Source organism: Pseudomonas corrugata (assembly GCF_001269905.1).
GTDB classification, from domain to species: Bacteria; Pseudomonadota; Gammaproteobacteria; order Pseudomonadales; family Pseudomonadaceae; genus Aquipseudomonas; species Aquipseudomonas corrugata.
Window position 1 is genome coordinate 214,724 of the sequence record NZ_LHVK01000014.1, and the last position, 23,784, is coordinate 238,507.

19 protein-coding genes are annotated in these 23,784 nt (G+C 61.8%); 11 read left to right on the plus strand and 8 right to left on the minus strand.

The features are described from left to right. Window positions 1-117 precede the first annotated feature (117 nt). The 7 genes from phaC to AD665_RS19300 all read right to left on the minus strand — a co-directional run bounded on the left by phaC (window position 118) and on the right by AD665_RS19300 (window position 9,579). On the minus strand, window positions 118-1,797 hold the full coding sequence (phaC, locus tag AD665_RS19270) for a class II poly(R)-hydroxyalkanoic acid synthase (protein ID WP_024779919.1): 1,680 nt from the start codon (window positions 1,795-1,797) through the stop codon (window positions 118-120). A gap of 274 nt (window positions 1,798-2,071) precedes the next feature. Continuing rightward, the gene (locus AD665_RS19275) at window positions 2,072-2,449 is read right to left on the minus strand and encodes a gamma-butyrobetaine hydroxylase family protein (RefSeq protein ID WP_024779918.1); all 378 of its coding nucleotides are present in this window, start codon (window positions 2,447-2,449) and stop codon (window positions 2,072-2,074) included. A gap of 170 nt (window positions 2,450-2,619) precedes the next feature. After that, window positions 2,620-3,957 (minus strand): ATP-dependent protease ATPase subunit HslU, encoded by a 1,338-nt coding sequence (gene hslU / locus AD665_RS19280; RefSeq protein WP_024779917.1) that lies wholly within the window; start codon window positions 3,955-3,957, stop codon window positions 2,620-2,622. Window positions 3,958-4,001: 44 nt separating this feature from the next. Continuing rightward, window positions 4,002-4,532: an ATP-dependent protease subunit HslV gene (hslV, locus tag AD665_RS19285; protein ID WP_003186641.1), complete on the minus strand. Its 531-nt coding sequence runs from the start codon at window positions 4,530-4,532 to the stop codon at window positions 4,002-4,004. A 220-nt stretch (window positions 4,533-4,752) separates the two neighbouring features. Beyond that, window positions 4,753-5,448, minus strand: coding sequence for an SPOR domain-containing protein (locus AD665_RS19290; RefSeq protein WP_024779916.1), 696 nt, complete (start codon window positions 5,446-5,448; stop codon window positions 4,753-4,755). A 1-nt stretch (window position 5,449) separates the two neighbouring features. Then, the gene (gene argS, locus AD665_RS19295) at window positions 5,450-7,186 is read right to left on the minus strand and encodes an arginine--tRNA ligase (protein ID WP_024779915.1); all 1,737 of its coding nucleotides are present in this window, start codon (window positions 7,184-7,186) and stop codon (window positions 5,450-5,452) included. Window positions 7,187-7,359: 173 nt separating this feature from the next. Continuing rightward, on the minus strand, window positions 7,360-9,579 hold the full coding sequence (locus tag AD665_RS19300) for a primosomal protein N' (protein ID WP_024779914.1): 2,220 nt from the start codon (window positions 9,577-9,579) through the stop codon (window positions 7,360-7,362). A 279-nt stretch (window positions 9,580-9,858) separates the two neighbouring features. Between AD665_RS19300 and rpmE the strand changes: the two genes are divergently transcribed. The 3 genes from rpmE (at window position 9,859) to AD665_RS19315 (ending at window position 12,354) form a co-directional block, all read left to right on the plus strand. Then, on the plus strand, window positions 9,859-10,077 hold the full coding sequence (gene rpmE / locus AD665_RS19305) for a 50S ribosomal protein L31 (protein ID WP_024779913.1): 219 nt from the start codon (window positions 9,859-9,861) through the stop codon (window positions 10,075-10,077). 41 nt (window positions 10,078-10,118) lie between these two features. Next, a complete protein-coding gene (locus AD665_RS19310; protein ID WP_033034770.1) occupies window positions 10,119-10,904 on the plus strand; it encodes a thermonuclease family protein in 786 nt (261 codons plus the stop codon). A 181-nt stretch (window positions 10,905-11,085) separates the two neighbouring features. After that, complete coding sequence (locus tag AD665_RS19315; protein WP_024779911.1) at window positions 11,086-12,354, plus strand: malic enzyme-like NAD(P)-binding protein; 1,269 nt, start codon at window positions 11,086-11,088, stop codon at window positions 12,352-12,354. Window positions 12,355-12,609: 255 nt separating this feature from the next. On the opposite strand, the gene AD665_RS19320 is transcribed toward AD665_RS19315, so the two are convergent. Then, complete coding sequence (locus AD665_RS19320) at window positions 12,610-15,054, minus strand: penicillin-binding protein 1A (protein ID WP_392396949.1); 2,445 nt, start codon at window positions 15,052-15,054, stop codon at window positions 12,610-12,612. A 206-nt stretch (window positions 15,055-15,260) separates the two neighbouring features. Here AD665_RS19320 and AD665_RS19325 point away from each other — a divergent pair, with 206 nt between their 5' ends. The 8 genes from AD665_RS19325 (at window position 15,261) to AD665_RS19360 (ending at window position 23,469) form a co-directional block, all read left to right on the plus strand. After that, on the plus strand, window positions 15,261-16,325 hold the full coding sequence (locus tag AD665_RS19325) for a pilus assembly protein PilM (RefSeq protein WP_024779909.1): 1,065 nt from the start codon (window positions 15,261-15,263) through the stop codon (window positions 16,323-16,325). Beyond that, window positions 16,325-16,891, plus strand: coding sequence for a PilN domain-containing protein (locus tag AD665_RS19330; protein WP_024779908.1), 567 nt, complete (start codon window positions 16,325-16,327; stop codon window positions 16,889-16,891). Before AD665_RS19325 ends, AD665_RS19330 begins: the two co-directional genes overlap by 1 nt. Next, entirely contained in the window at window positions 16,888-17,511 is a 624-nt protein-coding gene (pilO, locus tag AD665_RS19335; protein WP_024779907.1) for a type 4a pilus biogenesis protein PilO, read from the plus strand. The genes AD665_RS19330 and pilO overlap by 4 nt, the downstream gene beginning before the upstream one ends. After that, window positions 17,508-18,035, plus strand: coding sequence for a pilus assembly protein PilP (locus AD665_RS19340; protein ID WP_024779906.1), 528 nt, complete (start codon window positions 17,508-17,510; stop codon window positions 18,033-18,035). Before pilO ends, AD665_RS19340 begins: the two co-directional genes overlap by 4 nt. A 13-nt stretch (window positions 18,036-18,048) precedes the next feature. Further along, window positions 18,049-20,121: a type IV pilus secretin PilQ gene (locus AD665_RS19345; RefSeq protein ID WP_024779905.1), complete on the plus strand. Its 2,073-nt coding sequence runs from the start codon at window positions 18,049-18,051 to the stop codon at window positions 20,119-20,121. A gap of 4 nt (window positions 20,122-20,125) precedes the next feature. Further along, window positions 20,126-20,644, plus strand: coding sequence for a shikimate kinase AroK (gene aroK, locus AD665_RS19350; RefSeq protein ID WP_024779904.1), 519 nt, complete (start codon window positions 20,126-20,128; stop codon window positions 20,642-20,644). Window positions 20,645-20,792: 148 nt separating this feature from the next. After that, complete coding sequence (gene aroB, locus AD665_RS19355) at window positions 20,793-21,893, plus strand: 3-dehydroquinate synthase (protein WP_053193202.1); 1,101 nt, start codon at window positions 20,793-20,795, stop codon at window positions 21,891-21,893. 10 nt (window positions 21,894-21,903) lie between these two features. Next, on the plus strand, window positions 21,904-23,469 hold the full coding sequence (locus AD665_RS19360; RefSeq protein WP_024779902.1) for an AAA family ATPase: 1,566 nt from the start codon (window positions 21,904-21,906) through the stop codon (window positions 23,467-23,469). Window positions 23,470-23,784: the final 315 nt, after the last annotated feature.

Here is a 23,784-nt window from a genome sequence, read left to right on the forward strand (position 1 = left end):
TCTGGCGCTATCGCGAGCAGGCTCGCTCCCACAGGGGATTTGCTGCGGGTATGGGATTGGGTTCGCAGCGAGCGAGCCCTGCCTCACATCAGGATATCGGCAGGCCAGTCGCATCCGTTACCGCTCATGCACGTACGTGCCAGGCGCCGCTTCACCCGCCACGTAGGTCTTGTTGCCCAGGACGGTGGGTGCCTTTTTCAGTTTGCCCGAGCGCTCGGCCTGCCAGGCCTGCCAGTGCAGCCACCATGAATCGGTATGCTTGGTGGAGTTTTCCTGCCAGTCCTCGGCCTTGGCGGGCATGTCTTCACTGGTCATGTAGCGCGACTTGGGGTTGCCCGGCGGGTTGAGGATGCTCTGGATATGACCGCTGCTCGACAGCACGAAATCCACTTTGCCGCCGAACAGTTGCGCCGACTTGTAGCAGGACTTCCACGGCGTGATGTGGTCGTTGGTGCCCGCAAGGGCAAAGATGTCGGCGGTGACCTGCTTGAGATCGATCGGCGTGCCGCACACTTCCAGTGCATTGGGCCGGGTCAACGGGTTGGTCTTGAACATTTCGATCAGGTCGCCGTGGAATGCCGCCGGAAGCCTCGTGGTGTCGTTGTTCCAGAAGAGGATGTCGAATACCGGCGGCTCGTTGCCCAGCAGGTAGTTGTTGACCCAGTAGTTCCAGATCAGGTCGTTGGGGCGCATCCAGGCGAAGACCTTCGCCATGTCGCGGCCTTCGAGCACACCCGCCTGGTAGGAGTGGCGCTTGGCGGTTTCGAGGGTCTGCTCGTCGACGAACAGCGCCACATCGGTGTCCAGGGTGGTGTCGAGCACGCTCACCAGCAGGGTCAGGGCGTTGACTTTCTTCTCGCCGAGAGCGGCGTAATGGCCCAGCAGCGCGGTGCAGGTGATGCCACCCGAACAGGCTCCCAGCATGTTCACGTCCTTGCTGCCGGTGATGGCCGTGACGACATCCACCGCTTCCTTCAGCGCCTCGATGTAGGTCGACAGGCCCCATTCGCGCTGTTCCTTGGTGGGGTTGCGCCAGCTGACGATGAAGGTCTGTACATTGCTGCGCAGGCAGAAGCGCGCCAGGCTCTTATCCGGGCTCAGGTCGAAAACATAGAATTTGTTGATCTGCGGCGGGACCACCAGCAGCGGTCGTTCGTGGACCTGCTCGGTGATGGGGCGGTACTGGATCAGCTCCAGCACGTCATTGCGAAACACCACCGCGCCTTCGGTCACTCCCAGGCTCTTGCCGACTTCGAATGCGCCCATGTCCACCTGGCTCGGCATCCCGCCATTGTTCACCAGGTCCTTGGCCAGGTGTGACAAGCCGTCCAGCAGGCTCTTGCCGCCGGTTTCGAAGAAACGCTTGACCGCTGCCGGGTTGGCCGCCGAGTTGGTCGGCGACATGGCTTCGGTCATCAGGTTGATCACGAAATGCCCGCGGCTGATGTCCTGGGGCGTCAGGTTGCTGTCATCGATCCAGGCGTGCAGCTCCTTGCGCCATGCCAGGTAGGTCTGCATGTAGCGTTTGTAGAGCGGGTTCTGGCTCCATGCCGGGTCGTTGAAGCGGCGGTCATCGGCGGCAGGCTGCAGCTCTGACTTGCCAAACAGGACATTCTTGAGCTCGGCACCGAAATGGGCGACATGCCTGGCGCTGTGCAGCGGTTGCTTGAGAGTCTGGGCCAGCACCATGCGAGCAGAGGCCAGCAGGTCTTTTCTGCGCAAGCCGACGACAGGATTCAACCCCAGGGTATTTTCCGAGGCCTGGTACTTCAGGTCATCGTTGTTCTTGTTGCTCATCTACGACGCTCCATTGTCAGACGAGTACCGGGACCGTGCCGCAAAGCCACACAGCCAATACCAGGTACGCTGCTCGGGTGACCGTTAATTCCGCATCGTGGCCAATGAGGAAACATGTGCAAGGGAACTCGCAGGTTCCTTTGCAGGGAACTTGCCAGCTCCATTGGTTACCCGAGTTTAATTTTTTTCGCAAGCAGGCCAGTCATTGACCTTGCCGGGTAGACATTCAAGCAGATGACTCTAGAAAATTCGCCCTAAAGCGCCAGCCCTTGAGCTAGAGCATCAGCTTGACGACGGACTCGCTGGGGTCGCGGGTTTTTCCGGCGGCCTTGAGCTCGGCAAGATAATCGCTCCACAAGTCGTCCTGGCGCACTGCCAACTGGTACAGGTACTCCCAGGTGAACAGTCCGCTGTCATGACCGTCGTCGAAGGTCAATTTCAGTGCGTACTGGCCGGCGGGTTCGATCTTGGACAAGCCAACGTTGAGCTTGCCATATTGCAGAATGGGTTTGCCGTGGCCCTGGACCTCGGCGGAAGGCGAATGCACCCGCAGGAATTCGGCGGGCAGATGGTACTCCTCGTCCGGCGCGTATTTCAGCGTCAGGGTCTTCGAAGCTTTGTGCAGATTGATGGCGGTGGGGAGTTTGGTCATGGCCTGTGGTCCGTAGCTGAAAGAACCCTGATCTACGCAGCGACACCGTCAGATGTGGGAGCGAGCCTGCTCGCGAAGGCGCAGTGTCAGCCAACAATGATGTGACTGATACCCCGCTTTCGCGAGCAGGCTCGCTCCCACACGGAACTGCGCATGCCTGTAGTGATGGGTTACAGGATATACCGCGACAGGTCTTCGTTCTGCGCCAATTCACCCAGGTGGCTGTTGACGTACTCGGCGTCGATGAGGATAGGCGCTTCGTCATGTTTGCTCGCCAGGTCACCGGCGCTGAACGACACTTCCTCGAGCAGGCGCTCAAGCAGCGTGTGCAGGCGGCGAGCACCGATGTTTTCGGTCTTCTCGTTGACCTGCCAGGCGATCTGCGCCAGGCGCTTGATGCCTTCCGGCGTGAACTCGATGTTCAGGCCTTCGGTCTTGAGCAGCGCGCAGTACTGTTCGGTCAGGGAGGCATGGGGTTCGCTCAGGATGCGTTCGAAGTCTTCCGGCGACAGCGCCTTGAGCTCCACACGGATCGGCAGGCGGCCCTGCAGTTCCGGCACCAGGTCACTTGGCTTGCTCAGGTGGAAAGCGCCGGAGGCGATGAACAGGATATGGTCGGTCTTGACCATGCCCAGCTTGGTGTTGACCGTACAACCTTCGATCAGCGGCAGCAGGTCGCGTTGCACGCCCTCACGGGAGACATCGGCACCGCCGACATTACCGCGCTTGGCAACCTTGTCGATTTCGTCGATGAACACGATGCCGTGTTGTTCGACGGCTTCCAACGCCTTGGCCTTCAGTTCTTCTTCGTTGACCAGACGGCTGGCTTCTTCATCGCGCACCAGTTTCAGCGCTTCCTTGACCTTGAGCTTGCGGCTTTTCTTCTTGCCCTTGCCCATGTTGGCGAACAGGCTTTGCAACTGGTTGGTCATCTCTTCCATGCCTGGCGGCGCGGAAATGTCGACGCCGGCCATTTCGGCCACTTCGATCTCGATTTCCTTGTCGTCCAGCTGGCCTTCACGCAGGCGCTTGCGGAACAGCTGGCGGGTGTTGGAGTCCTGGGTCGCAGCGGAGTCGGCATTGAAACCCATGCGCGCCGGCGGCAGCAGGGCATCGAGGATGCGTTCTTCGGCCGCGTCTTCGGCGCGGTGGCGGACCTTGGTGATTTCCTGTTCGCGCAGCAGCTTGATGGCGGCGTCGGCCAGGTCGCGGATGATCGACTCGACGTCACGGCCGACATAGCCGACTTCGGTGAACTTGGTAGCTTCCACCTTGATGAACGGCGCATTGGCGAGTTTCGCCAGGCGACGGGCGATCTCGGTTTTACCGACACCGGTCGGGCCGATCATCAGGATGTTCTTGGGGGTCACTTCGACGCGCAGCTCTTCGGGCAGCTGCATCCGCCGCCAGCGATTACGCAGGGCGATGGCGACGGCGCGCTTGGCATCGTCCTGGCCGATGATGTGGCGGTTGAGTTCGTGGACGATTTCGCGGGGAGTCATGGACATAGTAGTTGACGGTCCTCAAGCAAGAATGAGCCGGGGTACGGGCTTCATTCCGCGAGATCCTGCTCCTCAATGGTTTGGGTGTGGTTGGTGAAGACACAGATGTCGCCGGCAATGCCCAGGGCGGTCTCGACGATTTCACGGGCCGACAGGTCGGTCTTTTTCAGCAGCGCACTGGCGGCGGCCTGGGCGTAGGCGCCCCCGGAACCCATGGCGATCAGGCCGTCTTCGGGCTCAACCACATCGCCGTTGCCGGTGATGATCAGCGAGGCGTCCTTGTTGGCGACCGCCAGCATGGCTTCGAGGCGGCTGAGGGAACGGTCGGTGCGCCACTCCTTGGCCAGCTCAACGGCGGCCCTGACCAGATGGCCCTGGTGTTTTTCCAGCTGGCCTTCGAAGCGCTCGAACAAGGTAAAAGCGTCGGCAGTGGCCCCGGCGAAGCCGGCAATGACCTGGCCGTGATACAGGCGGCGGACTTTCTTCGCATTGCCTTTCATCACGGTGTTGCCCAGTGAAACCTGGCCGTCGCCGCCCATGACGACTTTGCCATGACGGCGGACTGAAACGATGGTGGTCAAGGGAAGAGTCTCCACGCAGCGGGGCGAAAATGCCCGGATGAAAACTCATATGGGGGTGACGTGGGGTTTTTCAACTGCGGCGTGGGAGTGGTGACAAGCGGTTCGCCCTACCTGTGGGAGCAAGGCTTGCCCGCGATAAAGTCAACGCAGCTTGCCCTGAGGTCGGAGGCGGCGCATCGCGGGCAAGCCTTGCTCCCACAGAGATAGGTTGCCTGTATGTTCAGCGGCTCTGGCGTTGTTGTAACAACAAGTTGCTGAAGCCGCTGCTGGCCAATTGTTTCTGCGCCTTGGTCAGTTCCTCACGGTTGCTGAACGGGCCGACCATGACCCGGTACCAGGTTTCGTCCTTCACGGTCCCGGACTCCACCGACACGGATTGGCCCTGCAGGATGATCTGCGCCCGGACCTTGTCGGCATCGGCTTCCTTGCGGAACGAACCGGCTTGCAGGAAGAACTTCGTCACCGGCGCGGCTTTCTGCACGGGTGGCGCCGGTGGCGGCGTGATGCCAGCCAGGGCCGCCTGGGCGCGGGCGGTGTCGATCTTCGCGGCTTCGGCCGGGGTGACCGGCGTGGCGGGCACTTGTGGGGTCGGCAGGGTCTTTTCCGGTACCGCTTCGGGCGGCACGATGACTTCCGATTCCGGCAGCAGGGTGTAGAAGTCGTATTTCGGCTTCACCGGTTGCGTCGGGCTCGGCGGGGTCTTGTTGGCCTCGGTGATGCGCGTGGCTTTCTGCTGCTCCTGGCGGACGCGCTTGACGTCATCGCCCTGGCCCGGCTCCAGTTTCATCAGGAACACAATGAAGGCGCCGACGCTCAGGCCTATCGCCATCCACAACCAGCCCGGAATCGGCTTCTTGGCCGGGGCCTGGTAACGACTGGCGCCGCGTTTGGGTGCAGGTTTTTTCTTGGCAGCCAACTTACATGCGCTCCAGCGTTTCCAGGCCCAGCAGTTCCAGGCCTTGCTTGAGGGTGCGTCCGGTCAGCGCGGCGAGGCGCAGGCGGCTCTGCATTTGCTCCGGGGTGTCGGCGCTGAGGATCGGGCAGTTCTCGTAGAAGCTGGAGAACAGACCGGCCACGTCATACAGGTACGCGCACAGGGTGTGAGGCGTGCCCTTGTCAGCGACGTTGTTCAGCACTTCGCCGAACTGCGCCAGCCTCGCTGCCAGCTCCTGTTCGTGAGCGGCCTCCAGCACAATCCGGCCCTCCACTTCATCGAAGCTTTTGCCGAGCTTGCGGAATACGCCGGCCACGCGGGTGTAGGCATACAGCAGGTACGGCGCGGTGTTGCCTTCGAAATTGAGCATCAGGTCGAAGTTGAAGCTGTAGTCGCTGGTGCGGTGCTTGGACAGGTCGGCGTACTTCACCGCGTCGATACCAACGACTTTGGCGATCTGGCGCAGTTCGTCCTCGGCCAGGTCCGGGTTCTTGCCCTTGACCAGGGAGTAGGCGCGCTCCTGGGCTTCGGTCAGCAGGTCGATCAGCTTCACCGTGCCACCGTCCCGGGTCTTGAACGGGCGGCCATCGGCGCCGTTCATGGTGCCGAAGCCCATGTGTTCCATGTCCATCGGATGGGTCACGAAGCCGGCCAGGCGGGCCACTTCGAACACTTGCTGGAAGTGCAAAGCCTGACGCTGGTCGACGAAGTACAGGACCCGGTCAGCCTTCAGCACGCTGTTGCGATAGCGCACGGCCGCCAGGTCAGTGGTGGCGTAGAGGTAGCCGCCGTCGGCCTTGACGATGATCACCGGCAGAGGCTCGCCGTCGGCGGTCTTGAACTGGTCGAGGAACACGCACTGGGCGCCGTTGCTCTCTACCAGCAAGCCCTTGGCCCGAAGGTCGTTGACCACATTGATCAGGTCGTCGTTGTAGGCGCTTTCGCCCATCACGTCGGCCATGGTCAATTTGACGTTCAGCAGTTCGTAGATTTTCTGGCAGTGGGACAGGGAGATGTCCTTGAACTTGCTCCACAGGGCCAGGCACTCGGCATCGCCGGCCTGCAACTTGACCACCAGGCCACGGGCACGGTCGGCGAACTCCGGCGACTCGTCGAAGCGTTGCTTGGCGGCGCGGTAGAAGTTCTCCAGGTCCGACAGTTCGTCGCTCGTGATTGGGTTTTCCTGCAGATAGGCCATCAGCATGCCGAACTGGGTGCCCCAGTCGCCGACGTGGTTCTGCCGGATCACGGTGTCGCCCAGGAACTCCAGGACCCGGGCCACGCCATCGCCGATGATGGTCGAGCGCAGGTGGCCGACGTGCATTTCCTTGGCGAGGTTCGGCGCGGACAGGTCGACCACGGTGCGCTGCAACGGGCCGGCCTTGCGCACGCCGAGGCGTTCGTCGGACAGGGCGGCGTCCAGGCGCGAGGCCAGGGCCTGGGTGTTCTGGAAAAAGTTGATGAACCCGGGGCCGGCGATGTCTGCCTTGGTGACGTTTTCGTCAGCCGGCAGGGCGGCGATGATTTTCTCGGCCAGGTCCCGTGGTTTCATGCCGGCCGGCTTGGCCAACATCATCGCGATGTTGCTGGCGAAGTCGCCGTGGGTCTTGTCGCGGGTGTTTTCGACCTGAATCGCCGGCGACAGGCCTTCTGGCAACACACCTTCAGTGACGAGTTGGGTGATGGCTTGCTGGATGAGCTGGCGAATGGTTTCTTTCATGGTCTTCTCTTTCAACCGCAGGCGCGGCGGCGCTTCGATGCGCTGGTGGAAAAACTGGGCATTATCCGTGGGGAAGACGGGCTTGCCAACTGTAGCGGGTCGGTTGGGTAGCGTGTGCTTGTTTTCCAGGAGATCTGACCCTTGTGGCCATACCCAGTTTCCATTGTGGGGGATCAGTACAAATCCACCGGGTCCACATCCAGCGACCAGCGTACCGCTCGTCCGCTGGGCATCTGTTCCAGTACCAGCAGCCAAGCGCTGAGCAGCCGATGCAACGGTGCCCGGGCATTGGCTTGTAACAAAAGTTGCGCCCGATACCGCCCCGCGCGCCGCTCCATCGGAGCCGGCACCGGCCCCAGCAATTCGATTCCGCTCAGATTCTGCTCGATCAGCAGGCGTTCGGCCTCGCTGCAGGCGTCGTCCAGGAAGCCTTCGGCCTGTCCCGGCTTGTGGGCCTCGGCACGCAGCAGCGCCAGATGAGCGAACGGCGGCAGGCCGGCGCTGCGGCGTTCGCTCAAGGCCTGCTCGGCGAAGGCGAAGTAGCCTTGCTCGGTCAGTTGTATCAGCAGTGGATGGTCCGCCAGGTGGGTCTGGATAATCACCTTGCCCGGCTCTTCGGCCCGCCCGGCACGGCCGGCGACCTGGACGATCAGTTGCGCCATGCGCTCGCTGGCGCGGAAGTCCCCGGAGAACAGCCCGCCGTCGGCGTCCAGGATCGACACCAGCGTGACCCGCGGGAAGTGGTGTCCTTTGGCGAGCATCTGCGTGCCCACCAGGATGCAGGGCTGGCCTTTCTGGATCGTGGCGAACAGCTGGTTCATCGCGTCCTTGCGCGAGGTACTGTCGCGATCCACCCGCAGCACCGGGTAATCGGGAAAAAGAATGCCCAGCCGTTCTTCGGCGCGCTCGGTGCCGGCGCCCACCGGGCGCAAGTCCACTTTGCCGCACTGCGGGCAATGCCTCGGTACCCGCTCGGTGTGGCCGCAGTGGTGGCAACGCAGCTCGCCATAGCGTTGATGGACGGTCATTCGCGCGTCGCAGCGTTCGCAGCCGGACATCCAGCCGCAGTCATGGCACAGCAGGGTCGGGGCGAACCCGCGACGGTTGAGAAACACCAGGACCTGCTGGCCGGCGGCCAATGTCTGGCCGATGGCTTGCTGCATCGGTCCGGAAATGCCGCTGTCCAGTGGACGGCTTTTCACGTCCAGGCGCAGGAACCGCGGCTGCTTGGCGCCGCCGGCCCGTTCGTTCAGGCGCAGGAGTCCGTAGCGACCGGTGTAGGCGTTGTGCAGGCTCTCCAGCGATGGCGTCGCCGAGCCGAGTACGATGGGGATGTCTTCCTGGCGGGCCCGCACCAGGGCCAGGTCGCGGGCGTGGTAGCGCAGGCCTTCCTGCTGCTTATACGAGCCATCATGTTCTTCGTCGATGATGATCAGGCCGGGATTCTTCATTGGTGTGAACAAGGCCGAGCGGGTGCCGATGATGATGTCGGCCTCGCCGTCCCGGGCGGCGAGCCACGCTTCCAGTCGCTCGCGGTCATTGACCGCCGAGTGCACCAGGGCGATCCGGGCGTTGAAACGCTGTTCGAAGCGCGCAAGGGTCTGCGGGCCAAGGTTGATTTCCGGAATCAGCACCAGGGCTTGCTTGCCCGCTTCCAGGGTCTGGCGGATGAGCTGAAGGTAGACTTCGGTCTTGCCGCTGCCGGTGACGCCCGCCAGCAGAAAGGCGTGATAACTGTCGAAGCCTGCGCGGATCGCTTCGCAAGCCGCTCGTTGTTCGGCATTGAGCGGCAGTTCCGGCTGGGCCAGCCAATGCTCGTGACGCGCGCCCGGAGCATGCCGGCGGATCTCCATCTGGACCAGGTCCTTGGCCAGCAGCAGGTCGAGACTGTCCTTGCTGAGCATCAGCTTGCTCAGCAACTGATGCGCCACGCCGTGGGGATGCTGGGCAAGCGTCGCCAGGGCTTCGCGTTGGCGCGGGGCGCGGGCGATGCGCGGGTCATCCAGCGAAGCCCCTGGCGCTACCGACCAGAACCGCTCCTGGCGTGCTTCGGCTGGTTCGCCCTGGCGCAACATCACCGGCAACGCCCAGCTCAGGGTATCGCCGAGGCTGTGCTGGTAGTACTGGGCCGTCCACAGGCACAGCTTGAACAGCGAGGCTGGCAGCGGCGGCGTGGCATCGAGCAACGCCAGGGCCGGCTTGAGCTTGTCGGCCGGGACCTCGCTGTGGTCGGTGACTTCCACCAGGATGCCGATCATCTCCCGCCGACCGAACGGCACCCGCAAGCGCATGCCCGGTTGCAACCGGGCACGCGGGACTCCGGCCGGGGCGCGATAGTCGAACAGGCGGCGCAGGGGCGAAGGCAGGGCGAGGCGCAGGATGGCGTCGGGCACGCGGGGATCTCTGTAACAGAAGGGCTGGATACAGCCTGTGGGAGCGAGCCTGCTCGCGATAGCGGTGGATCAGCAACTTGTACAGTACTGACAAGTCGCCATCGTCGGATCGCCGCCCGGAGCAGGCTCGCTCCCACAGTTGAGGCCGGGAGCCTAGCAGACGGTTGGTACAAGGCATAGCTTGCGTCATCGTCGATGTCTGGTAGAATCCGCGCCCTAATTACGTGCGGTATTCAACAATAGTGTTGGGTGGCGGCACGCTAGCCTGAGGAAAACACCATGAAAGCCGATATCCATCCGGAATACCCAGCCATTGCTGTAACCTGCAGCTGCGGCAACAAGTTCGAAACCCGTTCGACCTACGGCAAAGCCCTGGCGATCGACGTTTGCAACGAATGCCACCCGTTCTACACCGGTAAGCAAAAGACTCTGGATACCGGTGGTCGCGTTCAGAAGTTCGCCGACCGTTTCGGTGCTTTCGGCGCCAAAAAGGCCTGAGACTGATCATTTTGGCGGGTCGTTTCGACGGCTGCGAAGTGATGAAAAAGGCGTCCCTTGTGGGCGCCTTTTTTGTGTCCGCGATTTGGCTGGCCAGCGCCCAGGCCTTCTGTCCTGCGCCCACGGGCGCAACCGAGGTGGTAGTCCGGCGGGTGGTGGATGGCGATACTCTGCGCCTGGCAGATGGCCGCAGCGTGCGCTTGATTGGGCTCAATACACCTGAGCTGGGCCGGCAGGGTCGTTCCGACGAGCCCTTTGCCGTTGCGGCCCGACGTCGCCTGGAAGCCTTGGTGGGTGCCAATGACGGGCGTGTAGCGCTGGTTCCCGGCAGGGACAGCAAGGATCGCTACGGCCGGTCGCTCGCTCATGCCTACGGTGTCGGTGGCCGCAATCTCGAGGCGCAAATGCTTGCCGAAGGCCTGGGTTTCCAGGTGGCTGTGGCACCGAATGTCGGCTTGGCGGACTGCCATCGGGCGGCCGAACGTCAAGCGCGTGAGGCGCGTCTCGGACTATGGGGGCGTTCACCCGTGCTCAAGACCGGGCAGATCAAGGCATCAGGTTTTGCTGTACTGAGTGGGCGTGTCAATGCAGTCAGGCGCAATCGCGGCGGCGTTTGGCTGCAATTGGAGGATTCGGTTGTATTGCGCATTGCGCCCAATCTGCTGGACCGCTTCGACTTGGCTTCGCTAGAGCGTCTTGTCGGCAGGCAGGTCGAGGCTCGTGGCTGGGTGGTGGACCGGTCGCGGCGCAGGAGCGCTGAGCCGGGGCAAGGGCGATGGCTGCTGCCGTTGACCGATCCGGCGATGCTGAGCCGGATGCCTGGATGAAAAATTGTAGACATTTTTATTGTTGATTGTATTCATTGAGCCCTTGTGTTTCGCGGCTCTTGGCCCAAAGTCGTAGGGCAGGGCGCTTGACAGCGGTGACCGGTCAGTCTTGTAGGGACTTTGCGAGGCGCGTATCCTCGGCGGTCCGTCTGTCCAACACAGTAAAAAGCGGAATGCCCACATGTCTGATCTGAAAACTGCCGCTCTCGAATATCACGCTAATCCTCGTCCAGGGAAGCTGAGTGTCGAGCTCACCAAGGCCACCGCTACTGCCCGCGATCTGTCGCTGGCCTACAGCCCCGGCGTGGCCGAACCAGTTCGCGAAATCGCTCGCGACCCTGAACTGGCCTACAGATACACCGGCAAGGGCAACCTGGTTGCAGTCATTTCTGATGGCACCGCGATTCTCGGCCTGGGTGACCTGGGTCCATTGGCCTCCAAGCCGGTCATGGAAGGCAAGGGTGTGCTGTTCAAGCGTTTCGCCGGTATCGACGTGTTCGATATCGAAGTCGACTCCGAAAGTCCGCAAGCCTTCATCGACACCGTCAAGCGCATCTCCATCACCTTCGGCGGCATCAACCTGGAAGACATCAAGGCGCCTGAGTGCTTTGAGATCGAACGCGCCCTGATCGAACAGTGCGACATTCCGGTATTCCACGATGACCAGCACGGTACCGCTATCGTGACTGCGGCCGGCATGATCAACGCCCTGGAAATCGCTGGTAAGACCTTGCCTGAAGCCAAGATCGTTTGCCTGGGCGCCGGCGCTGCGGCCATCTCCTGCATGAAGTTGCTGGTGAGCATGGGGGCCAAGATCGAAAACATCTTCATGGTTGACCGTACCGGCGTGATCCATTCCGGTCGCAGTGATCTGAACCAGTACAAGGCCGTCTTTGCCCACGCAACTGACAAGCGCACCCTAGCGGACGCATTGGACGGCGCCGACGTATTCGTCGGCCTGTCGGGTCCGAACCTGTTGAGCCCGGAAAACCTGCTGCGCATGGCGCCGAACCCGATCGTGTTCGCCTGCTCGAACCCGGACCCGGAAATTGCCCCGGAACTGGCTCACGCCACTCGCAACGACGTGATCATGGCGACCGGCCGTTCGGACTATCCGAACCAGGTCAACAACGTACTGGGCTTCCCATTCATCTTCCGCGGTGCCCTGGACGTTCGCGCCAAGCGCATCAACGAAGAGATGAAAGTCGCGGCCGCCAATGCCTTGCGCGAACTGGCCAAGCTGCCGGTGCCTCAGGAAGTCTGCGACGCGTACGGCGGCATCAAACTGGAATTCGGTCGTGAGTACATCATTCCGAAGCCAATGGACGCCCGCTTGATCACCCTCATCTCCGACGCCGTGGCCAAGGCTGCGATCGAGACTGGCGTGGCAACCCTGCCGTACCCGAAAAACTACCCGCTCAAGAGCGTGGATGATGTGTTCAACGGCTAAGCCGTTGTAACGTCTCAATAAAAAACCCCGGCTCCTGTGAGCCGGGGTTTTTTATTGATCGTTCCCACGCTCTGCGTGGGAATGTAGCCTGGGACGCTCCGCGTTCCATCAAGAGCCGAACGCGGAGCGTCCGTAGAGGCGTTCCCACGCAGGAGCGTGGGAACGATCACACCTTGAGGGCGCCATCGCGAGCAGGCTCGCTCCCACATTTGGAATACATACCCCTGTGGGAGCGAGCCTGCTCGCGATGCAATATCAGAACAGATCGATCGGTGCCGCTTCATCCGCCGGCAGCGGGCTGCCTGGCGCAACGCCATTGCCCAGCTCGTTGACCGACGGCGGGGTGTCCTCGCTCTTGAACAGTTCGAAGTAGGCGCCCGGAGTGCTTGGTGTGGCCGCGCGGCCGCTGACCGGGTCGACCCTCAGGCTGAGGATGCCTTCCGGTTCTGGCTGGGTGTGAGGCGGTTTGTCCTTGAGGGCGGCGCCCATGTAGCTCATCCAGATAGGCAGCGCCACGGTGCCGCCGAACTCGCGGCGACCCAGGCTTTCGGGTTGGTCGAAGCCGGTCCAGACGGTGGTCACGTAGTCGCCGTTGTAGCCGGAGAACCAGGCGTCCTTGGATTCGTTGGTGGTACCGGTCTTGCCCGCCAGATCGGTACGACCCAGGGCCAGTGCGCGACGGCCGGTGCCGAGCTTGATCACGTCTTCCAGCATGCTGTTGAGAATGTAGGTGGTGCGTCCGTCAACGATGCGTTCGGCGACAGCGGGCGCCTGGGTCGCTGGAGTGGCGGAGGTGGCTTCGCCCGGAGTCGGGTTCACCGTGAACGTTTCGGCGGACGGTGCGGCGATGCCATCGCTGGCCTGCTCACCGCCCGGTACCCGTGGCGGGTTGGCCTTGAACAGTGTCTCGCCGTTGCGGCTTTCGATCGTGTCGATGATGTAAGGGCTGATCTTGTACCCGCCATTGGCGAATGTGCTCCAACCCGTGGCGATTTCCATCGGGGTCAGGGTCGCGGTGCCCAGGGCCAGTGACAGGTTGCGTGGCAGATCCTGTTTGTTGAAACCGAACCGGGTGATGTAATCGATGGTGCGATCCACTCCCAGCGCCTGCAACAGGCGGATCGACACCAGGTTGCGCGACTTGTACAGCGCCTCGCGCAGACGGATCGGACCGAGGAAGGTGTTGGTGTCGTTCTTCGGTCGCCAGACCTTGTCCAGGTACTCGTCGACGAACACGATCGGTGCGTCGTTCACCAGGCTGGCGGGGGTATAGCCGTTATCCAGTGCGGCACTGTAGACGAACGGCTTGAAGCTCGAGCCCGGCTGGCGCTTGGCCTGCAATGCGCGGTTGTAGTTGCTCTGTTCGAAGGCGAAGCCGCCCACCAGGGAGCGGATTGCGCCGTTCTGCGGATCGAGGGACACCAGTGCACCCTGGACGGCCGGGATCTGGCTGAACTTGAGGGCATTGTCGGGCTGGCGCTGAACCCGGATCAGATCGCCGACCTGGGCCACGTCCGACGGCTGGCGGGGAACGGCCCCCATGCTGTTGGTATTGAGAAACGGACGGGCCCACTTCATGGTGTCCCATGCCACATGTTCTTCCAGCTCGCCGTTGCGCGTCAGGACCTTGATACCGTCCTTGTCCACCTGCGTGACAATCGCCGGTTCCAAGCCACTGATGGTGCGCTGCTTGGTCAGCTCCAGCGCCCAGGCCTCCTTGGTCTTGCCCGGCAGGCGCGATTCGGGGCCGCGGTAGCCGTGGCGCTGATCGTAGGTCATCAGGCCTTCGTGCAGCGCGGTGTTGGCCATTTCCTGCAGGTTGCTCGGCACCGTGGTGGTGACGCGGAACCCTTCGGTGTAGGCATCGCTGCCGTAGCGTCCAACCATCTCGGCCCGCGCCATCTCGGCAATGTAAGGAGCGTTCACTTCCGGCGTTGGCACGTGATAGCTGGCGTTCAATGGCTCGTTGATCGCGGCGGTGTAGTCGGCCTCGCTGATCTTGCCGAGCTTGTACATGCGCCCCAGGATCCAGTCGCGACGTTCCTTGCTGCGCGCCGGGTTGGCCAGCGGGTTGAAGCGCGACGGCGCCTTGGGCAGGCCGGCGATCATTGCCATCTGTGCCAGGCTCACGTCACGGATCGACTTGCCGTAGTACACCTGTGCGGCCGCCTCGATGCCATAGGCGCGGTTGCCCAGGTAGATCTTGTTCACGTACAGCTCGAGGATCTCATCCTTGGTCAACTGCCGTTCGATCTGCAAGGCCAGGAGGATTTCGGTGGTCTTGCGCGAGAAGCTGCGTTCGCTGCTCAGGAAGAAGTTCTTGGCTACCTGCATGGTAATGGTGCTGCCGCCGGACTGGATGTGCCCGCTCTTGACCAGCTGGCTGGCGGCACGCATCAGGCTGCCCGGATCGACGCCATAGTGGTTGGCGAAGTTGTCATCTTCGGCACTGAGTAACGCATTGATGAAATTGGGAGGAATGTCGGCGAAACGGATCGGCGTACGGCGCATTTCGCCAAACTCGGCGATCAGCTTGTTGTCGCTGCTGTACACCCGCAAAGGAATCTGCAACTGAATACTTCTCAGTGCCTCCACGGATGGCAATCCCGGACTAAGGTAAAGAAACGCGCCACTCAGACCCAAGAGCAGTCCGCAGAAAACGGCGATGATGGACCATCCGAAAAATTTCAGCAGACGAATCAAGGCTTTTGGATATCCAGGCAAAGAATGAAAAGGCGTCAGGTGCAGGGAAGAACCCGTGCTTGCAGCAAAGCGAAAAAAACGCTGCGCATTATAAGCATTTTTTTCCGTCGAAAACGCCATTCGGACGTCCGTCGGGCTGGGGGGATTGAACGCAATGCGTATTAGAGAGTCCGTAACTCACGGATAGTCATAGGGAATTGGTAGTGCTACGACTCTTCAATAAAAAAGCCCATACGCTTCTGGGCATCGACATCAGCTCCACATCGGTGAAGCTGCTCGAGTTGAGCCGCCAGGGTGACCGTTACCGTGTCGAGTCCTACGCGGTCGAACCGTTGCCGGCCAACGCCGTGATCGAGAAGAACATCGCCGAGCTCGAGGGGGTCGGGCAGGCGTTATCCCGGGTTATGGTCAAGGCCAGGACGTCCTCGCGCAGCGTGGCGGTGGCCGTGGCGGGTTCGGCGGTGATCACCAAGACCATCGAGATGGATGCCGGGCTTTCCGACGACGAGATGGAGAACCAGCTCAAGATCGAGGCGGACCAGTACATTCCTTATCCACTGGATGAAGTCGCCATCGATTTCGAGGTTCTGGGGGCGTCGCCGCGCAACAGCGAGCGGGTGGAGGTGCTGCTGGCGGCCTGTCGCAAGGAAAACGTCGAGGTTCGCGAGGCTGCGCTGGCGCTGGCGGGGCTGACGGCCCGGGTAGTCGACGTGGAAGCCTACGCGTTGGAGCGCGCCTTCGGCCTGCTTGCCACGCAACTGGCCGCGTCCCAGGAGCGTTTGACCGTTGCGGTGATCGATATCGGCGCCACCATGACCACCCTGAGCGTGCTGCACAACGGACGCATCATCTATACCCGCGAGCAATTGTTCGGCGGCCGCCAGCTCACCGAGGAAATCCAGCGGCGCTACGGCCTGACCCTCGAACAGGCCGGCCTGGCAAAGAAGCAGGGAGGCTTGCCGGACGATTATCTCAGCGAGGTGCTGCAGCCCTTTCGCGAGGCATTGGTGCAGCAGGTTTCGCGGTCCCTGCAGTTTTTCTTCGCTTCGGGCCAGTACAGCGCGGTGGACCATATCCTGCTGGCCGGTGGTACGGCGTCAGTCGCCGGGCTTGACCGGCTGATCGAGCAACGCCTGGGCACGCCGACCCAGGTGGCCAACCCGTTCTCCAACATGGCCCTGGGCAGCAAGGTCAACGCCGGTGCCCTGGCCAGCGATGCGCCGGCGTTGATGATCGCCTGCGGGCTGGCCCTCAGGAGTTTCGACTGATGGCGCGGATCAACCTTCTTCCCTGGCGCGAAGAGCTGCGCGAAGAACGCCGCAAGCGTTTTCTGCTGGCATTGGTGGGGGCGCTGGTCGGTGCGGTGGGGGTTACCTTGATCGGGGTTCAGTCCCTGAACAGTGCCATCAATCACCAACAGGCGCGTAACGGGCACATTTCCGAGCAGATAGCGGTGCTCGACGAGCGCATCAAGCAAATCAGTGAACTGAAGTCCCGTCGCCAACAACTGCTGGAGCGCATGCGCATCATTCAGGACCTGCAGGGAAATCGCCCGGTCAGCGGACGCATCTTCGACCAATTGGTGCGAACGTTGCCGGACGGGGTGTATTTCACCGAAGTGAAAATGGAAGACAGAACGCTCTCCATCAAAGGTGTAGCGGAGTCCAACAACCGGGTCTCGGACCTGATGCGCAACCTGGACGCGTCGGATCTGTTCGATGCGCCCAGCCTGACGGAAGTCAAGGCCGCGACGGCTGGGCAAGTCGACCAGGCGAACGTGTTCCAGCTGACGGTCCGCCAGACCCGGCCGGTCGACGCGGAGGACGCCCAATGAAGCCGGGAGAGTGGTTCGACGCGCTACGCAAGATCGACTTCAGCGACCTGGACACCAACAACGTCGGCTCCTGGCCGATGCCGGTCAAATGGTTGGCCGGTATCCTGCTGGTGGTCCTGGTCCTGGGGTTGGGCTACAACTTTGCCGTGAGCGACCTTGAGAATCAGTTGCAGCAGGTGCGCGAGGAAGAAAATACCCTCAAGGCGCAATTCGCGGGCAAGGCACACATGGCCGCGAACCTGGAACGCTACACCGAGCAGATGAAGCAGATGGAAACTTCCTTTGGCGTGCTGTTGCGGCAATTGCCCAGCGACACTGAAGTGCCTGGCCTGCTGGAAGACATTACCCGCACCGGCCTGGGCAGCGGCCTGGAGTTCGAAGAGATCAAGCTGCTGCCTGAAGTGACTCAGCCGTTCTACATCGAACTGCCGATCCAGATCACCGTGACGGGTGGCTACCATGACCTGGCGACATTCGTCAGCGGTGTCGCCGGGCTGCCTCGCATAGTCACGCTGCACGATTTTGAAATCGCTCCCGCGGACCCCGAAGGGGGATCGAAGCTGCGCATGAGTATTCAGGCCAAGACCTACCGCTACAATGAGCAGGAGGCGCAGCCATGAAGCCTCTCCGCTGCATTGGCCTGCTGGCGGGGCTGGCGGTGCTGGCCGGTTGTAACAACGACAGTGGCTTCGCTGATCTGGACGCCTACATGAATGAAGTGCGGTTGCGTCCGCCCGGCAAGATCGAGCCGACACCAACCTTCAAGCCAAACGAAACCTTCACCTACAGCGCGGCTGACCTGCGCAGCCCGTTTTCACGGCAGGTCCGGGTGGACCAGGCCGAGCGGCAAAAAGGTTCGCGCAATGTCCGGCCCGATCCGAACCGGGTCAAGCAGTATCTCGAAGGCTTCAACATCGAACAGTTTGAAATGGTCGGCACGATCGCCAATGCCAGTGGCTCCTATGCGCTGCTGCGCGGTGCGGGCGGGGTGCATCGACTCAAGGTCGGTGACTACCTGGGGCGCAACGACGGGCGAATCGTCGCCATCAGTGCCACCCAGGTCGATGTGGTCGAAATTGTTCCCGACGGCGAAGGTGGCTGGCTGGAGCGACCCCGGACCATTCCTTTGAAAGAGCACTCATAGTGGAACTCGAACAATGAACAGGATTTTTACTGCCCTCGGTGTTTCGCTATGGATAGCGCTGATGTCACCGATGGTTCTTGGGGCAAGCCTGAAGACGCTGGATGTCGCGGCTTTGCCAGGGGATCGTGTCGAGTTGAAGCTGACTTTCGACGGGCCACCACCCGCCCCCCATGGCTACACCACCGAACAACCGGCGCGCATTGCCCTGGACCTGCCTGGGGTGACCAACCAGCTGCCGCGCAAGACCCAGGACCTTGGCAGCGGCAATGCGCGCAGCGCCACGGTGGTCGAGGCGGGGGACCGCACCCGGCTGATCATCGGCCTCACTCAGTTGGTGCCGTACAACACTCGGATCGAGGGTAATAACCTGTTCGTGGTAGTCGGCAAGGGCGCGGAGCCCGGGACTGCCGCGCAAGTCCCGCGTCCGGCGGCTGCCGGCGTGATGCCTGCCAGAAGCAAGGCGCCGGCGGGCCGGGCCATTCGTGGCGTGGATTTCCAGCGCGGGACCCAGGGCGAAGGCAACGTAGTGATCGACCTGTCGGACCCTTCCATCGCGCCGGACATCCAGGAGCGGGAAGGCAAGATCATCCTCAACTTCGCCAGGACCCAATTGCCTGAACCACTGCGGGTACGCCTGGACGTCAAGGACTTCGCTACCCCGGTGCAGTTCGTCAATGCCAGTGCCGGCTCCGACCGGGCCACTATCAGCATCGAGCCTGGCGGTACCTTCGATTACTCGACCTACCAGACCGACAATAAACTGACCGTCAGCGTCCGACCCATGACGGTCGAAGACTTGCGCAAGCGCGACACTGACCGTGCCGCCTACAAAGGTGAAAAGCTGTCCCTGAATTTCCAGGACATCGAAGTGCGCTCGGTCCTGCAACTGATTGCCGATTTCACCAACCTGAACCTGGTGGCAAGCGACACGGTGCAGGGCGGTATTACCTTGCGGCTGCAGAATGTTCCATGGGATCAGGCGCTGGATCTGGTGCTGAAGACCAAGGGACTGGACAAGCGCAAGGTCGGCAACGTGTTGCTGGTAGCCCCTGCCGATGAGATTGCGGCTCGCGAGCGCCAGGAGCTGGAATCCCAGAAACAGATTGCCGACCTGGCGCCGCTGCGGCGAGAGTTGTTGCAGGTCAACTATGCGAAGGCGGCGGATATCGCCAAGCTGTTCCAATCGGTGACCAGCGCCGAGGCAAAGGCCGATGAGCGCGGCACGATCACGGTGGATGAGCGAACCAACAACATCATTGCCTACCAGACTCAGGACCGGCTCGACGAATTGCGCCGGATCGTGGCCCAGCTGGATATCCCGGTGCGTCAGGTGATGATCGAGGCCAGGATCGTCGAGGCCAACGTCGATTACGACAAAAGCCTGGGTGTGCGTTGGGGCGGCTCGGTGCAGAACCAGGGCAACTGGAACTCCTCGGGTGTGACCAATGGCAGTTCCACCACCATCGGCACACCGGGCAGCACCAGCACCAACCAGCCATTCGTCGACATGGGCGCGTCGGGCAATACCTCGGGTATTGGCATTGCGTTCATCACTGACAATGTGCTGCTGGATCTGGAGCTGACGGCCATGGAGAAAACCGGCAACGGGGAAATCGTCTCCCAGCCCAAGGTGGTGACTTCGGACAAGGAGACCGCGAAAATCCTCAAGGGCACAGAAATTCCCTACCAGGAAGCCAGTTCCAGTGGCGCGACCTCGGTGTCGTTCAAGGAAGCCTCGCTGTCGCTGGAGGTAACCCCGCAGATCACGCCGGACAACCGCATCATCATGGAGGTCAAGGTCACCAAGGATGAGCCGGACTACCTGAACAAGGTGCAGGATGTGCCACCGATCAAGAAGAACGAAGTCAACGCGAAGGTGCTGGTCAATGACGGCGAGACCATTGTGATTGGCGGGGTTTTCTCAAATACTCAGAGCAAGGTTGTAGATAAGGTGCCATTTCTTGGCGATGTGCCGTATCTTGGCCGCCTTTTCCGGCGTGATCTGGTTTCGGAGAAAAAATCCGAGCTGCTGGTATTCCTCACTCCGCGTATCATGAATAACCAGGCGATTGCTGTGAGTCGTTGATTCTGTGCGAAATTTGATTCTTGTTGGGCCGATGGGCGCTGGAAAAAGCACCATCGGCCGTTTGCTGGCCAAAGAGCTGCGCCTGCCGTTCAAAGATTCCGACAAGGAAATTGAATTGCGCACGGGCGCCAATATCCCGTGGATCTTCGACAAGGAAGGCGAGCCAGGCTTCCGTGATCGCGAGCAGGCGATGATTGCCGAACTGTGCGCATTCGACGGTGTGGTGCTGGCCACCGGTGGCGGTGCGGTGATGCGCGAAGCCAATCGTCGGGCGCTGCATGCCGGCGGACGGGTGGTCTATCTACACGCTTCCGTCGAACAGCAGGTCGGCCGTACCGCACGGGACCGCAACCGTCCGCTGTTGCGTACCGCCGATCCGGCCAAGACCCTGCGGGACTTGCTGGAGCTGCGTGATCCGCTGTACCGGGAGATCGCTGATCTGGTCGTGGAAACCGACGAACGGCCTCCGCGGATGGTGGTGCTGGACATTCTCGAACGTTTGCAGCAACTGCCTCCCCGTTAATGCACCGCGGGAAATGCGCTATCCTCGGCGTCTCGCCGTGATCCGTCGGGGCATGGCAGATGGCTGTCGAGTGGCGTCACAACAGACACCGTGGACTTTCCGTTAAATGCAGGCAGGACGCCTGATTCCATCTTTACCGTGGGGACACATGCAGACACTAAAGGTCGACCTGGGCGAGCGCAGCTACCCGATTCACATTGGCGAAGGCTTGCTGGACCAGCCGCAGCTGTTGGTACCGCATATCGCCGGGCGGCAAGTGGCGATCATCTCCAACGAAACCGTCGCCCCTTTGTATCTGGAACGCCTGACCCGCAGTCTGTCAGCCTTTTCGGTCATTTCCGTGGTGTTGCCCGATGGCGAGGCGTTCAAGAACTGGGAAACCCTGCAGCTGATCTTCGACGGCCTGCTGACCGCGCGGCATGACCGTCGCACCACGGTGGTGGCACTGGGCGGTGGGGTGATTGGCGACATGGCCGGTTTTGCCGCGGCCTGCTACCAGCGCGGCGTCGATTTCATCCAGATCCCGACCACGTTGCTGTCCCAGGTCGACTCGTCAGTAGGCGGCAAGACTGGAATCAACCATCCGCTGGGAAAGAACATGGTCGGCGCTTTCTATCAGCCCAACGTGGTGCTGATCGATACCGCTACCCTCAACACCTTGCCGGCTCGTGAGCTGTCCGCAGGGCTGGCGGAAGTTATCAAGTACGGGCTGATCTGCGACGAGCCGTTCCTGGGCTGGCTTGAAGGGAACGTCGATCGCCTGCGGGCGCTGGACCAGGCTGCCCTGACCTACGCCATCGAGCGCTCCTGCGCAGCCAAGGCCGCAGTGGTCGGCGCCGATGAGCGTGAGTCTGGTGTGCGGGCCACGCTCAACCTGGGCCACACCTTCGGACACGCCATCGAGACCCACATGGGGTATGGTGTCTGGCTGCATGGCGAGGCGGTGGCAGCCGGTACGGTCATGGCTCTGGAGATGTCCGCGCGCCTGGGCTGGATCAGTGAGCAGGAGCGTGATCGCGGCATTCGTCTCTTCCAGCGCGCCGGGCTACCGGTGGTGCCTCCCGAGGAAATGACCGAGGCCGACTTTCTCGAACACATGGCAATCGACAAGAAAGTGATCGATGGTCGTCTGCGTCTGGTGCTGCTGCGCCACATGGGCGAAGCGGTGGTGACCGACGATTATCCGAAAGAGGTTCTACAGGCCACGCTGGGCGCGGATTACCACGCCCTGGCTCAGCTTAAAGGTTAATAAGATTCCGATGACTAGTTTGCATGCCGACGAGGCTTTCCTCGGCCATTTCCAGTTGAGTCATGACCCCTTTGCTCCACGGGTTCCCGGCTTCAAGTTCTTCCCGGCCCAGCGCAAACCGGTGCTGGGGCAGTTGCATCACCTGGCGCGCTACAGCCAATTGCTGCTGGTAGTCACCGGCCCCCAGGGCAGTGGCAAGACCTTGCTGCGCCAGGCCCTGGTGGCCAGCACCAACAAGCAGTCGGTGCAAAGCGTGGTGGTTTCGGCCCGTGGCGCCGGTGATGCCGCCGGTGTGTTGCGCCAGGTCGCCCAGGCGCTGAACCTGGCCCAGGCTGAAGTGGGCGCGATTCTCGACCAGATCGTCCAATTGGCGTTGACCGGGCAGGAAGTCTATCTGCTGGTGGATGATGCCGAGCAGCTCGACGAGTCCGCCCTGGAAGCGTTGCTGGCGCTGGCGGCCGGTGCGCCAGAGGGACGCCCCCATGTATTCCTGTTTGGTGAGTCGTCGTTGATCGCTGATCTGGACCAGTTGGAACTCGACGAAGAGCGTTTTCATATCATCGAGCTGGCACCCTACACCGAAGAAGAAACGCGTGAATATCTGGATCAGCGTCTTGAAGGCGCGGGCCGGGGCGTCGAACTTTTTACCGCCGATCAGATCTCTGAGATTCACGAAGGCTCCGGCGGTTGGCCTGGGAACATCAACCAGGTCGCCCGTGATGCCTTGATCGAAGTCATGATTGCCAGCCGCTCAGCGGTTAAGCGTCCAACTATGGGGTTCAACATGCCGAAGAAACACGTATTGGCGATTTCCGCCGTCGTCGTGGTCGCGGTCGTCGCTGCCTGGCTGATGCCGGGTCGCAACAAGGCGCCGACGACAGGCGCGCCTGCCAACGAACAGGCACAACTGCCCCTCGGCCAGGGGGCGCCGAAATCCAATGGCGGCGCACCGGCGGTGGAATTTGCCGGCAGCACCCAGCCGATGCCGTTGCCGCTGGTCGGCCAGTCGCAACCGGTCATGCGCGAGCCACTGGCCGAAGCTGCCGGCGGAATCACCGAAGGCGATGATGGCGCGGCGCCGCCGATCGACGACAGCGACACGCCGCCGACTGTGACCACCACGGCACCGCCTGTGGGCGTACCTGCTGGTCCGGCACCTACACCAGCCCCGGCCGCCAAGCCGACCCCGGCCCCGGCCCAGGTGGCGACGGCCAAGCCTGCCCCGGCTCCGGCTGCCAAGCCGACGCCTTCCCCGGCGTCCAAGCCTGCTGCACCGGCCAAGGCCGCGGGCGGCAACTGGTACGCCGGTCAGGCACCGGGCAACTACGTCGTACAGATTCTCGGCACCAGCTCCGAGGCCTCCGCGCAGAACTTCATCAAGGAGCAGGGCGGCGAGTATCGTTATTTCAAGAAAGTCCTCAACGGCAAGCCGCTGTATGTCATCACTTACGGCAGCTTTGCCAACCGTGATGCAGCCGTTTCCGCCATCAAGGCCTTGCCAGCGAAGGTCCAGGCTGGTAAACCTTGGCCTCGCACTGTCGCCAGCGTCCAACAGGAACTGGCTGCAACTCGCTGAAGATTCGGCGGCCTTACCCAGGCCGCCTCTCCCGGCAACCTCAACATTTCTGCAAGAGCGAGCGACCTTCCAGGCCGCGCGCCTTGTGGTGTCTGCGTCACAGTAGCGTTTGAGTCGTAGCGGTCGAACCCAAAAAAGTTTTGACTAGCACAGCGTATAGCTTTAAACCTTTCACAAATGCGACATGAATTTGCGGCGTTTCGTCGTCAAATTTGTGGGTGTCTGTGTCGGCATGTACAATGACCTCCCTTTTGCCCCCGCAAAGCCGGCGTACGTTCGGCGCGACATGCAACTGGCTGAATTGAAAAGAAATTT

What these genes read in the sequence shown, in the direction of transcription:
- AD665_RS19345 (WP_024779905.1), top strand. Translation starts at nt 18,049, where the DNA reads ATGAACAGGATTTTTACTGCCCTCGGTGTTTCGCTATGGATAGCGCTG.
- AD665_RS19340 (WP_024779906.1), top strand. Translation starts at nt 17,508, where the DNA reads ATGAAGCCTCTCCGCTGCATTGGCCTGCTGGCGGGGCTGGCGGTGCTG.
- AD665_RS19360 (WP_024779902.1), top strand. Translation starts at nt 21,904, where the DNA reads ATGACTAGTTTGCATGCCGACGAGGCTTTCCTCGGCCATTTCCAGTTG.
- argS (WP_024779915.1), bottom strand. Translation starts at nt 7,186, where the DNA reads ATGAAAGAAACCATTCGCCAGCTCATCCAGCAAGCCATCACCCAACTC.
- pilO (WP_024779907.1), top strand. Translation starts at nt 16,888, where the DNA reads ATGAAGCCGGGAGAGTGGTTCGACGCGCTACGCAAGATCGACTTCAGC.
- AD665_RS19315 (WP_024779911.1), top strand. Translation starts at nt 11,086, where the DNA reads ATGTCTGATCTGAAAACTGCCGCTCTCGAATATCACGCTAATCCTCGT.
- AD665_RS19310 (WP_033034770.1), top strand. Translation starts at nt 10,119, where the DNA reads ATGAAAAAGGCGTCCCTTGTGGGCGCCTTTTTTGTGTCCGCGATTTGG.
- AD665_RS19330 (WP_024779908.1), top strand. Translation starts at nt 16,325, where the DNA reads ATGGCGCGGATCAACCTTCTTCCCTGGCGCGAAGAGCTGCGCGAAGAA.
- AD665_RS19275 (WP_024779918.1), bottom strand. Translation starts at nt 2,449, where the DNA reads ATGACCAAACTCCCCACCGCCATCAATCTGCACAAAGCTTCGAAGACC.
- hslU (WP_024779917.1), bottom strand. Translation starts at nt 3,957, where the DNA reads ATGTCCATGACTCCCCGCGAAATCGTCCACGAACTCAACCGCCACATC.
- rpmE (WP_024779913.1), top strand. Translation starts at nt 9,859, where the DNA reads ATGAAAGCCGATATCCATCCGGAATACCCAGCCATTGCTGTAACCTGC.
- aroB (WP_053193202.1), top strand. Translation starts at nt 20,793, where the DNA reads ATGCAGACACTAAAGGTCGACCTGGGCGAGCGCAGCTACCCGATTCAC.
- phaC (WP_024779919.1), bottom strand. Translation starts at nt 1,797, where the DNA reads ATGAGCAACAAGAACAACGATGACCTGAAGTACCAGGCCTCGGAAAAT.